The sequence below is a fragment of the Mycobacterium sp. E2462 genome (assembly GCF_001672685.1).
Lineage (GTDB): Bacteria > Actinomycetota > Actinomycetes > Mycobacteriales > Mycobacteriaceae > Mycobacterium.
The window spans coordinates 1-11656 of sequence record NZ_LZKC01000041.1 but is presented as its reverse complement, the minus strand read 5'-3'; the positions used below and the strand labels follow the sequence as shown (position 1 = coordinate 11656).

At 71.0% G+C, this 11656-nt stretch carries 9 protein-coding genes and 1 pseudogene; 6 read left to right on the top strand and 4 right to left on the bottom strand.

Annotated features, from left to right (window positions below):
• Positions 1–18 precede the first annotated feature (18 nt).
• The 4 genes from A5714_RS02410 to A5714_RS02395 all read left to right on the top strand — a co-directional run bounded on the left by A5714_RS02410 (position 19) and on the right by A5714_RS02395 (position 5459).
• The gene (locus A5714_RS02410) at positions 19–789 is read left to right on the top strand and encodes an SDR family NAD(P)-dependent oxidoreductase (protein WP_068282401.1); all 771 of its coding nucleotides are present in this window, start codon (positions 19–21) and stop codon (positions 787–789) included.
• Between the two features lie 364 nt (positions 790–1153).
• Positions 1154–2758 (top strand): fatty-acid--CoA ligase FadD1, encoded by a 1605-nt coding sequence (fadD1, locus tag A5714_RS02405; RefSeq protein WP_068282398.1) that lies wholly within the window; start codon positions 1154–1156, stop codon positions 2756–2758.
• 187 nt (positions 2759–2945) lie between these two features.
• Positions 2946–3923: a LacI family DNA-binding transcriptional regulator gene (locus A5714_RS02400; protein ID WP_068282393.1), complete on the top strand. Its 978-nt coding sequence runs from the start codon at positions 2946–2948 to the stop codon at positions 3921–3923.
• 78 nt (positions 3924–4001) lie between these two features.
• Positions 4002–5459: an aldehyde dehydrogenase gene (locus A5714_RS02395; RefSeq protein ID WP_068282385.1), complete on the top strand. Its 1458-nt coding sequence runs from the start codon at positions 4002–4004 to the stop codon at positions 5457–5459.
• A gap of 46 nt (positions 5460–5505) precedes the next feature.
• Here the strand turns inward: A5714_RS02395 and A5714_RS02390 are convergent, their stop codons facing one another.
• A complete protein-coding gene (locus tag A5714_RS02390) occupies positions 5506–7728 on the bottom strand; it encodes an acyl-CoA dehydrogenase (protein ID WP_068282383.1) in 2223 nt (740 codons plus the stop codon).
• A 178-nt stretch (positions 7729–7906) separates the two neighbouring features.
• On the opposite strand from A5714_RS02390, the gene A5714_RS02385 reads away from it, so the two are divergent.
• Complete coding sequence (locus A5714_RS02385) at positions 7907–8494, top strand: TetR/AcrR family transcriptional regulator (protein WP_068282379.1); 588 nt, start codon at positions 7907–7909, stop codon at positions 8492–8494.
• A gap of 76 nt (positions 8495–8570) precedes the next feature.
• Positions 8571–9650, top strand: a complete 1080-nt coding sequence (locus A5714_RS02380; protein WP_068282377.1) for a DUF190 domain-containing protein — start codon at positions 8571–8573, stop codon at positions 9648–9650.
• 1 nt (position 9651) lies between these two features.
• Here A5714_RS02380 and A5714_RS02375 read toward each other — a convergent pair whose 3' ends face one another.
• From A5714_RS02375 to A5714_RS02365, 3 genes and pseudogenes are all read right to left on the bottom strand, one after another.
• The gene (locus A5714_RS02375) at positions 9652–10545 is read right to left on the bottom strand and encodes a fructose bisphosphate aldolase (RefSeq protein ID WP_068282373.1); all 894 of its coding nucleotides are present in this window, start codon (positions 10543–10545) and stop codon (positions 9652–9654) included.
• A 112-nt stretch (positions 10546–10657) separates the two neighbouring features.
• Entirely contained in the window at positions 10658–11233 is a 576-nt protein-coding gene (locus A5714_RS02370) for a cytochrome b (protein ID WP_068282367.1), read from the bottom strand.
• Positions 11230–11656: pseudogene (locus tag A5714_RS02365) on the bottom strand (catalase); the annotation flags it as partial. The pseudogene A5714_RS02365 and the gene A5714_RS02370, both read right to left, overlap by 4 nt.

Genomic DNA, 11656 nt, shown 5'->3' with positions numbered 1-11656 from the left:
GGCGGTAGCGTCGTGCCCATGTCAGACGCGACGTTGCCGCTGCGCGGCAGGCGGATCCTGGTCACCGGCGCAGCCACCGGCATCGGCGCGGCCGCCGTCGGCACCCTGGCCGCGGGCGGCGCCGACGTCGTGGCCACCTATCACCAGACGCCGCCGCCGGACAACCTCGCGGCCGGCTGGCTGCAGTGCGACGTGCGCGACGCGGACGCCGTCGCGGCCATGGTGCAGCAGGCGGCCGAACGGTTGGGCGGACTCGACGTCTTGGTGAACGCGGCGGGCCTGTGGCAGGCCGGCATCCCCGGTTACATCGACGCCGACGACATCTCGTTCCTGTTGGACACCAACGTCAAAGCGACCATCCTCACCAATCAGGCTGTCTACGCGGTGATGAAGAGCCAGGATCCCCGGGGTGGGGGGATCATCAACTTCGGTTCCTCGGAAGCCGTGATGGGCAGCCCGATCTCGGCCGTCTACGCCGCGACCAAGGGCGCGGTGCAGGCCTGGACACGTTCGGCCGCCAAGGCGTGGGCCGCCGACAACGTCACCGTCAACGCGCTGGCGCCCGCGGTGCAGACACCCGGCGCCGACCGGCTGCGCGCTTTTCTCGGTCCGGAGGCGGGCGCGCTCATCGATCAGCAGATGAAGATGATGATCCCGCTCGGCGGCGCGCTCGGTGACCCCGCCCGGGACGTGGGACCGATGCTGGTCTTCCTGGCCGGGCCGGGTTCGCGGTTCATCACCGGGCAACTGCTCGCCGTGGACGGCGGCCTGATGATGGTCGGCGGATAACGCCGCCGGACGCCGGTCACGGCGCGGTGCCCCCCGGCTCGCAGCGCCGGCCGTCGCGACGCCCGGCGGGTTGGATGGGCTGCGGGCGCGCGGTGGCGCGCCGCAGCCCGCGGGCGCGATTCCGCAGCAGCACGAGCGACCTGCCAAGTTCGAACAACATGGGGCAATCATCGCCGAAGCCCCCGGCCGAGCCGGGGATACGCGCGGCCGTGGCCGGGAAATCCTGCGCGACAGGGGCGTGAAGCTTTGCACAACACCTCCGCGATGCCGGGGCCCCTCACCGCGGCGCGGCGGCGCCGAGGCGGCGGCTATCCTAAGACGGACCGTCTCGTCTCGCACGGCAGAGTGAGGGTGCACCCGGACAATGACTGACGACACGATTCAAGCGCTGCTGCGCAAGCGCCTGGCCGATCCGGCGGTCGCGGTCAAACATCAAGACGCGCAATGGTCCTGGCGTGATTACCTGGCTGGGGCGACGGCCCGGGCCGCGGCGTTGATCGCCGCGGCGGACCCGCAACGGCCTTTGCACGTCGGCGCGCTGCTCGGCAACACCCCCGAGATGCTGAGCCAAATGGCGGCCGCCGGGCTCGGCGGCTACGTGCTGTGCGGCCTGAACACCACCCGCCGCGGCGACGCCCTGGCCGCCGACGTCCGGCGCTCGGACTGCCAGTTCGTGGTGACCGACGCCGAGCACCGCCCGCTGCTCGACGGCCTCGACCTGGGCGCGGTCCGGATCCTCGACAGCTCGACGCCGCAGTGGGCACAGTTCGTCGAGGCCGCGGGCGAGCTGACGCCGCACCGCGACGTCACCGCAATGGACGCGTTCATGATGATCTTCACCTCCGGCACCAGCGGCAATCCCAAGGCGGTGCAGGTGTCTCACTTCATGGCCACCGTCGCCGGTCTCAGCCTCGCGCAGCGCTTCGACCTCACCGAACGGGACACCTGCTACGTCTCGATGCCGCTGTTTCACTCCAACGCGGTCGTCGCGGGCTGGGCGCCGGCGGTGTGCTCGGGCGCCGCGATCGTGCCGGCGAAGTTCTCGGCGAGCAGCTTCCTCGACGACATCCGCCGCCACAACGCCACCTACATGAACTACGTCGGCAAACCGTTGGCCTACATCCTGGCCACGCCGCGCCGCGCCGACGATGCCGACAACCCGCTGCGGGTGGCGTTCGGCAACGAGGCCAACGATAAAGACATCGAGGAGTTCGGGCGGCGGTTCGGCGTGCAGGTGGAAGACGGTTTCGGGTCAACCGAGAACGCCGTGATCGTGATTCGCGAACCCGGCACGCCCAAGGGGTCGATCGGCCGGGGCGCCGACGGGGTGGCGATCTACCACAGCGACACCGTCACCGAATGCGCCGTCGCGCGCTTCGACGCCGACGGGGCGCTGCTCAACGCCGACGAGGCGGTGGGCGAGCTGGTCAACACCGCGGGATCCGGCTTCTTCACCGGCTACTACAACGACCCGCAGGCCAACGCCGAGCGGATGCGGCACGGCATGTACTGGTCGGGCGACCTCGCCTATCGCGACGCCGACGGCTGGATCTACCTCGCCGGGCGCACCGCGGACTGGATGCGGGTGGACGGCGAAAACCTCGCCGCCGCCCCCATCGAACGAATCCTACTACGGCACAACGCGATCAACAGGGTGGCCGTGTACGCCGTCCCGGACGGCCATGTCGGTGACCAGGTGATGGCCGCGGTCGTCCTCAACGACGGCCACACGCTGCAGCCCGCGGAGTTCGAGGCGTTCTTGGCCGCGCAGCCGGACCTGTCCCCGAAGGCGCGCCCCCGCTACCTGCGCATCGCGGCCGACCTGCCCAGCACCGCCACCCACAAGGTTCTCAAGCGCCAGCTGATCGCGCAGGGCACCGCTTGCGAAGGGGGCGACATCCTCTGGGAGCGCGAATCCCGCGGCACGGCTTACCGTTCCGTGGCGCTCGTCGCCCGGTCGGCGGGGTGAGCCGGTCCGGCCGGCACGCGGTGCCGTAGGCAGCGTCAGGTCGGGGATGACCGCATGCATTTCCGCGCGCACCCGCGGCCCCATCGTGCGGCAGGCCGACTGGTCTCGCCGGCGATTCGCGGGGCGCGCGCGCCGCGAGGTGTCGGCGTGCCACGATGAGGCATGACCGGGCGCGGAAGGTGAGGCAGTGAGCACCGGCAAAGCCGCGCGACCCACCACCGCCGACGTCGCCCGCCTGGCGAGCGTGTCCACCGCCACGGTCAGTTACGTGCTCAACAACGCCGAGGGCCGCCGCATCTCCGCCGACACCCGCGAAGCGGTCTACCGGGCCGCGAAGCTGCTCGGCTACCGGCCCAACCTCGCCGCGCGCAACCTCGCCCGCGGCAAGGGCGGCGTCGTGCTCTACGTGGTCCCGCACGTGGCCGTCGGTGAGATGCCGATGCAGGCCGGCAGCCGGATGACGACAGCGCTGGCGCGGCAGGGTCTGCTGCAGGTGCAGATCTTCGAGACCGATGACGACCGGCACGTGGTCGACGCGATCCAGAACCTGGATCCGGTGGCGGTGACGAGCCTGTTCCCGCTCAGCGCGGTGGCGTTGCGCGCGGTGCGCGCCGCGGGCATTCCGCACATCGACATCGGTACGCTGCCCGCGCTCGGTGACCCGCATCTGGCCGTCGGCGAGATGCGGGTCGACCATCTGGTCTCGCGCGGGCATCGACGAATCGCGTTCGCCCACACCGGGATTGCCCGGTGGCGCCCCCTGGGTGACTACTGGTTCGAGGGGGTGTCCCGAGCGGCGCGGCTGCGCGACCTGCCGCCCGTGCGCGTCGGCGAGGTCACCCTCGACAACGCCGCGACGGTGGCGACCGGCTGGGTCGCCGACGGGGTGACCGCGGTGTGCGCCCAGAGCGACGAGATCGCGTGCCTGGTGCTCTACGGGCTGCACCGGGCGGGGCTGGCCTGCCCCGGCGACCTGGCGGTAATGGGCGTCGACGCCAGCCCGATGGGCGTGATGAGCACACCGCCGCTGACCACCGTGCAGTTCGACCCCGCGGCGGTCGCCGACGCCGCCGTCGCCGCCGTCTTCGAGCGGCTCGGGCATCCCGCCCCGCCGTCGCCGGAGCTCACCGACATCGCCCAGCTGGTCGTCCGGTCGTCGACCTAGCGGAGGCTGGACACCGCGCGGTTAAGCGCATAACCTTCGCCGTGGCGCCCCATTCGCGCAACGATGCCAGGAGGGTTTATGTCGGTGCAGGCTGTGTTGGACGAGATTCGCGAGCGACCCGGCACGGGGGACGTCATCCCGATCATCGACCCGGCCACCGAGGAACAGCTCACCGAATTCACCGACTGCGGCCCGGAGGCCGTCGACGACGCCGTCGCGCGGGCCAAGGCGTCGGCGGAGTCCGGGGTGTGGTCGGGGATGCCCGACTATGACCGGGCCAAGGTGCTGTGGCGGGTCGCCGACCTGATCGACCAGAACGCCGAAATTCTGGCCGAACTGGAATCGGTCAACGCCGGCATCCCGCCGGCGCAGGCGCAGATCATCACCAAGGTCGGCTCGGAGTGGTTCCGCTATTACGCCGGGTGGTGCACCAAGATCGACGGCATCGCCCGCGACGTCAACACCGGCGGTCTCACCGGCGTCGACTCGCACCTGCACACGTACACGCTTCGGGAACCGTATGGCGTTGTCGGACTGATCTTTCCGTGGAACGGCCCGGTGTTCAACTTCTGCGCCAAGCTAGCGCCGTCGCTGGCGGCGGGGTGTAGCAGCGTGGTCAAGCCGGCCGAGGAGACGCCGCTGTCGGCCCTCGTGCTGGACCGGATCCTGGCCGAGGCGGGGGTGCCGGAGGGCGTGGTCAACCTGCTGCTCGGCTACGGCCACACCGCGGGCGCCGCGATCACCGCGCATCCCGACGTCGAGAAGGTCGCGTTCACCGGGTCCACCGAGGTCGGTCGGGCCATCGTGCACGCCGCGGCCGACAGCAACCTCAACAAGGTGACGCTGGAGCTGGGTGGCAAGTCCCCGGTCGTGATCTTCGACGACGCGAACCTCGACCTCGCGATCCCGATGGCGTCGTTCGGCACCTTCATCCACTCCGGCCAGGCCTGCGTGTGCGGCTCGCGGATCTTCGCCCAGCGCGGCGTCTACGAACGCGTCGTCGAGGGCATCGCCAACATGGCCAACCTCATGCAGCTCGGCGGCCCCAGGGACGAGGGCGCCATGGTCGGCCCGCTGATCAGCCGGAAGCAGTTGACCCGGGTCCTGGGCTACCTCGAGCAGGGCAGATCCGACGGCGCGGAACTGGTCACCGGCGGGCACCGCCTGGACCGCAAGGGCTATTTCGTGCACCCGACCGTCGTCACCAACGTGGACCCGGATACGAGCAGGTTGTTCCAAGAGGAGATCTTCGGACCGGTGGTGACCATTCTGCCCTTCGACGACGAGGACGAGGCCGTCGCGCTGGCCAACAACAGCACCTACGGGCTGGCCGCCACCACCTGGACCAGTGACCTCGGTCGGGCACACCGAATGGCCAAGCGGCTCAAGGCGGGAACGGTCGGCCTGAATTGCCAGATGCAGTTCGACCATTCGATGCCGTTCGGCGGGTACAAGCAGTCCGGCTGGGGTTATGAGTCCGGCAAGGCCGGCATCGAGACCTATCTGCAGACCAAGATCGTCTGGGCGCAGATGTAAGCAGGGCGCACACCCGAGCGTGCGGCCAGTTGCGCGCTCGGCGGCCCTACTTTCGCGGCAGGCCCAGGATCATCTGCGCGATGATGTTGAGCTGGATCTCCCGGGTGCCGCCGCCGATCAGCTCGGCGGGCAGGTGCAGGTACGGCCGCACGACGGGCGGGTCGGAATCGGCGACCATCGCCAGCTTGCCGGTCAGCTGCAGGGTGGCCTCGAAGGTGTTGCGCAGCAACACGTTCATCGCGACCTTGGCGATGCTCGACGCCGGCCCGGACGCCTGGCCGTCGAGCAGCCGGATGGTCTCCCGCACACCCAGCGCCTTGATGGCATTGGTGTAGGCGTCGAGTTCGCCGAGCGCGCGCTGCGCGTCGTCGCGGTCCGGGCCCGGCTCGGCGGCCAGCCGGCGCACCGCGGCGGCGCGGTCGAACTTCACGTAACCGCTAATGGCCGAACGCTCTTCGGCCATCGTGGCGATCGCGAGGTTCCAGCCGCCGGTCGCGTCGCCGAGCAGCATCTCGTCGGGAATGAAGACGTCGGTGAGGAAGACCTCGTTGAAATGCGCTTCGCCCGTGGCCATCTTGATCGGGTGCACGTCGATCCCGGGGGTGCGCATGTCGAGGATGAAGTAGCCGATGCCGCGGTGTTTGCTCGCCTCGGGGTCCGTGCGCGCCAGCAGGGCGCCGTAGTCCGCGCGGTTGGCGGCCGACGTCCAGATCTTGTGCCCGTTGATGTTCCAGCCGCCGTCCACTTTGGTGGCGCGAGTGCTCAGCGCGGCCAGGTCAGATCCGGCGCCGGGCTCGCTGAACAGCTGGCACCACGCGAGTTCGCCGCGCTGCGTCGGTGGAATCAGCTTCTCCTGCAGGTCCGGTGGCGCGGCGCGCAGGACCGACGGCAGGATCCACTCGGCGATGCCCAGCGAGGGCCGCACCAGGTCCGGGCGCTTGGCGAATTCGTCGTCGATGATCAGCTGCCGTAGCGGGCCGGCGTCCAGGCCCCACGGCGGCGGCCAATGCGGCGCGATGAGGCCCGCCTCGGCGATCAGGGTGCGTTGGGGCCCGATCTTGAATTCGTCGTAGTCGCCCTGACGCCCCGGCTGGTCGTTGCTCAGTGTGCTTGCGGCGTCCAGTGTTTCGGACACCTGTGTCCGGAAGCCGGCCTCTGCGTCGCCCAGATCGACCGACATGTCCCGCTGGCGGGTGCTGGTCAGCTGTCCCAGCCGCCGGGCCCACCGGCTGGCCGGCCCGATCGACGCGGCCAGGCTGATCGCCCGCCGCCAGTACAGGTGCAGGTCGTGCTCCCATGTGAACCCGATGGCGCCGAACATGGTCAGCGCGTCTAGGACCAGGTCGGGCACGGGCGAGATGGCGATGGTCGCCGCGCCCGCCGCGGCGATCTGGTGCTGCTCGAGGGACTCGTCGAGCGCGCGCACGGCGTCCCAGGCCGCCGCGGTGGCCAGCTCGCTGTTGATCAACAGCATCGCGGCGCTGTGTTGTAAGGCCTGGAAGGTGCCGATCACCTTGCCGAATTGCTCGCGGCTGCGCAGGTGCGCGGTGACGGCCTCGACGCACCACTGCGCGATACCACAGGTCATGCTGGCGACCAGGCCCAGCGCGACGCAGCGGGCGCGGTCCGCGTCGAGTCCGGTGAGCACGGCGTCCTCGGCGGCGCGGTAGTCGTCGACCCGCAGCACGCCGGTGTCGGCGATCAGGTCGGTGCCCGGCAGCAAGTCGACTGTCACGGCGGGGTTTTCGATGTCGACGACAGCCCAGACCACGCCGTCGTCGCCGCGGGCGCCCAGCAGGACCAGTCGCGCCGCGCCCAGGCCCGCGGCCTCCTGCGAGGCGCCGGAGATCAACCACCGGCCACCCTCGGCGCGCGCCCGGAAGTCGCCGTCGTCGGGCAGCACCACCGCGGCCGGTGCACCGGCCGCCAGGTCGCGCACCAAGGCCTGCGCGGCCGGGGTGGGCTCGGCGAGCAGCGCGACCGCACCCGCGGTGACCGTCGACAGCAGCGGCCCGGGCAGCAGCGCCTTGCCGGCCGCTTCGAGGACGCAGGCCGCGTCGATCAGTCGACCGCCCTGCCCGCCCAGCTCCTCGGGGACGTGGACGGCGTGAAAACCGTTGCCCACCAACGTGTCCCACCACGTCGGCAGCCGCCCCGCGGCGAGCTGGTCGAAGTGGTCTCGGGTGGTGGCGATCGGGGCGTGCCGGGCGGCGAACTGCGCGACGGCGTCGCTGAGGTCGTGTTGTTCCGGGCTGAGGCCGAGGGTCATGACGACGGCCGGAGGGCGACTGGTGTGGGCCGCACGGGCTGCTACCCTTCCGCGGTTGGGGACTGCTTCTCGCTGCGGCGACCCGCCTCGAGACAAGACGGACCGTCTCGTCTTGTGGCAGACTACCGGGGGTAGTCGCGAGATGTAAAGCGGGCTGATGCGCAGTGAGGATCCCCCCATGCCAAGCGATCTCACTCAGGCGGGTGCGCCGCGGCGGCGCAGCGAGAGATCGCGCACGGCGATCGTCACCGCCACCCGCGAACTGCTGCTCGAGCGCGGATTCGACGGCCTGAGCATCGAGGCGGTCGCCGCCCGCGCGGGCGTCGGGAAGCAGACGATCTACCGTTGGTGGCCGAGCCGACCGGCGCTGGTCGCCGACGTCATGCTTGAGGACGCCGACAAGCTCGTGGCCTCCGTCGCCGACAGCGGCGACCTGGCCGCCGATCTGGTGGCCTGGGTCGGCAAGCTGGTCGCCAGCCTGACCACCGCCCGCGGTTCGGCGATGCTGCGCACGTTGACCGTCGCCTGCATGGAGCACGAGGAAACGGCGGTCCGGCTGCGCGCCGGGTTCAGCGCGCCGCTGCACGACAGCGTGCGGACCCGGCTGCTGGCCGGGGGCATCGACGCCGGGGTCGCCGAGTCGGCCGCGGACGCCATCGTCGGCGGCGTCGTCTACCCCCTCCTCTCCGGCGCCCGGGCCTACTCGCGGCGGCGCGCCGAACGGACCACGCGCCTCATCGTCGGGGCGCTCGGCGACGGCCGCTGACCCCCGGCCGGGCACTGCGCCGTCACGGCCCGTCCGGGCGCCGTAAACTGCCGGCAGCAACGCCCGAGGAGCGGCCGTGGACCACGATTGCCTGAAGCTGACCACCTATTCGGCCGAGCGCCGGCGCACCGCCCAGGGATTCGTCTCCGACCAGATGCTCGACCTGTACGCGCGCCACGACGTCGCCTGCGGGATCGTGTTGCGCGGGATCAGCGGCTTCGGCACCGGCCGGCACCTGCGCACGGATCAGTCGCTGACGCTGTCCGAGGATCCCCCGGTGGCGATCAGCGCGGTCGACACCACCGCGAAGATCGAGGCGCTGATCGACCCGGTGCTCGCCCTTCAGCAACGCGGCCTGGTGACCCTCGAGCGGGCCCGCCTGTTGCGCGGCGACGCCGGCCGCAGCGGGCTGCCCGACGAGCTGCCCGAGGCCGTCAAGTTGACCATCTACGTCGGCCGCAAGGAGCGGGTCAACGGCGCGCCCGCCTACGTCGCGCTCTGCGACCTGATGCACCGGCGCCGGCTCGCCGGCGCGTCGGTCTTCCTGGGCGTCGACGGGGTCTCGCACGGGCGGCGCCAGCGCGCGCACTTCCTGGGCCGCAACGCCGACGTGCCGATGATGATCGTGGCCGTCGGGTCGGGGGACCGCATCGGCCAGGTGGTGCCGGAGCTGGGCACGTTACTGCGCAGGCCCCTGTTCACCCTCGAACGCGTCCGGGTGTGCAAACGGGACGGGACGCTGCTGGAACGCCCGGACCCGCTGCCCGGCGTCGACGAGCACGGGCTGCCGCTGTTCCAGAAGTTGGCGATCTACACCCGCGAGTCGGCGCATCACGACGGCGTGCCGATCCACCGGGCGCTGGTCGCCGAGCTTCGCCGACGCCGCGGTCCCGACGGCGCGACGGTGCTGCGCGGGGTCTGGGGCTTTCACGGCGAGCACCGGCCGCACGGCGACACGCTGATGTCGCTGACCCGGCGGGTGCCGGTGCTGACCGTCGTCATCGACACCCCGGCCAACATCGCCGAATCCTTCGACGTCGTCGACGAGGTGACCCGCGAACAGGGGCTGGTCACCAGCGAGCTGGTCCCCGCGCTGGTGTCCGACGACGGCGACACCGGCCAGGGCCCGCCGCGGCTGGCGCGGCACCGGTACTAGGTCAGCCGGCGACCGAGGCGTCGTAGATCGCCTGGATGGACTTGTCCAGGGTGGCGTCGAACTGCTCGTCGGACTGCTGGGCCGACAGGCCCTCGGTCAGCGCCCGGCTGAAGCTGGCGATCAGGCCGGCGTTTTTGGCCAGCAGTTCGTCGGCCTCCTCGCGGGAGTAGCCACCGGACAGGGCGACGACGCGCATGACCTTCGGGTGCTCGATCAGCGGCCGGTAGAAGTTCGCCTCGCTGGGCAGGCTCAGCTTGAGCATCACCCGCTGCCCGTCGGGCACCGTGTCGAGCTGCTTGGTGATCTCGTCGCGCAGGATCTGCTCGGCCTGCGCCTTGTCCGAGATCGAGATGGTGATCTCGGGCTCGATGATGGGCACCAGGCCGTGGGACAGCACCTGGTGGGCCACCTCGAACTGCTGGGCTACCACCGCGGCGATGCCCTGCTGGTTGGCGCCGCCGATCACCGACCGCTCCTTGGTGCCGAACACCCCTTTGCTGACGGCCCGCTTCAGCAGGTCGTCCAGCCCCGGGATCGGCTTCATCAGCTGCACGTCGTCGGAGGCGTCCGCGAGACCCTTGTCGATCTTGAGGATGGGCACCACGCCCTTGGTCTCCCACAGGTAGGTGGTCGTCGGGGTGCCCTCGATGTCGCGGTCCATGGTCTGCTCGAACAGGATCGCCGCGAGCACGCGGTCGCCGTTGAACACCGGGGAGGTGATGATGCGCGACCGCATCTCGTGGATGAGGTCGAACATCTCCTCCTCGGAGGAGTAGGCGTCCTCCTCGATGCCGTACAAGCGCAGCGCCTTGGGCGTCGAGCCGCCACTTTGGTCGAGCGCGGCGATGAACCCCTTGCCGGAGGTCATCCGCTCGCTTTGCTGCTGGTTCGGCATCGAACTCTCCCAGTCTCTCGTGGTCCCGGTGGCCGCGCGCCTGCACGCTTGAATCGTGCCGATCATATTCGGCCGCTGCCCGGCCGGGCAGGCAGGCCACCGGAGGCGGTCCTCAGGCTTGCTCCGGGCGCACCCGCCGAGTGCGCCACAGCGCCATCCGGTCGAGGAGCCGGTCGCGCAGCACCAAGGTGTGGAAGAGTACCGCGCACATGTGCGCGGTAAACGCCGCGAACAGCAGGAACGCGAGGACGCCATGGCACTCGCGGAGCACGGCGAACAGGTCGAGGTTGCGCGGCGCGATGAACGGCAGCCGCAGCGGCCCGACCAGCGTGACGGGGAATCGGGCCGCCGAGAGCATCGCCCACCCGGTCAGCGGCTGCACCAGCAGCAGCGCGTAGAGCAGGTACTCCGACCACGTCGCGATCCGGCGCTCGGCTCGGCTCATGGTGGCCAGGAACGCCGGGGGCCGGTGGGTCAGCCGGTTCGCCAGCCGGACCACGGCGAAGGCCAGGATCAGCAGGCCGACGGGCCGGTGGATGGCCAGCAACAACGGGTAGTACGCCAGGGCCGCGACCATCGTCACGCCCAGCAGCAGCTGGGCGATCACCATCGGCGCCATCAGCCAGTGCAGCAGCCGCGAGGCCAGCGTGAAGCGGGGCGTGGCCTGCGTCGCCGGCTCGGCGGTCACCGCTGCACCGTCCCCACGTCGACGGCGCTGGGCGTCTTGGGCTCCTCGGCGCGGCGGGTGAACGAGCGGGCGTAAACGGCCGACCGCGCGGCCAGCAGCGGATCGTCGGAGGCGGTGATGCCGTCGGGCAGCACCAGCGGGTCGAAGTTGACGTCGCGGGCGTTGCCGGGCCGTTCCGTCTGCACCGCGGTGATGGTGATGGTGCCGGCGTCGACGGTGCGGCGCTCGGCCGGCCAGGGCCGGGTGGCGTCGTGGGTCGGGTCCTGCGGCTCGCCGAGGGTCAGGATCAGGCGCCAGCTCACCGGCCGCGACGCCACCGTGCGGATGAGATCGTCGAACAGGTAGTCCCGGCCCTGGCCGGGCGCGGCGGTGCCCGGCGCGTCCTGAGGCACCAGCGACCAGCGCACCGGCACCGTGGCGCCG

Coding starts and splice junctions, on each gene's coding strand:
- A5714_RS02375 (WP_068282373.1), bottom strand. CDS start 10,545: ATGCCGAACCAGCAGCAAAGCGAGCGGATGACCTCCGGCAAGGGGTTC.
- A5714_RS02395 (WP_068282385.1), top strand. CDS start 4,002: ATGTCGGTGCAGGCTGTGTTGGACGAGATTCGCGAGCGACCCGGCACG.
- fadD1 (WP_068282398.1), top strand. CDS start 1,154: ATGACTGACGACACGATTCAAGCGCTGCTGCGCAAGCGCCTGGCCGAT.
- A5714_RS02390 (WP_068282383.1), bottom strand. CDS start 7,728: ATGACCCTCGGCCTCAGCCCGGAACAACACGACCTCAGCGACGCCGTC.
- A5714_RS02385 (WP_068282379.1), top strand. CDS start 7,907: ATGCCAAGCGATCTCACTCAGGCGGGTGCGCCGCGGCGGCGCAGCGAG.
- A5714_RS02410 (WP_068282401.1), top strand. CDS start 19: ATGTCAGACGCGACGTTGCCGCTGCGCGGCAGGCGGATCCTGGTCACC.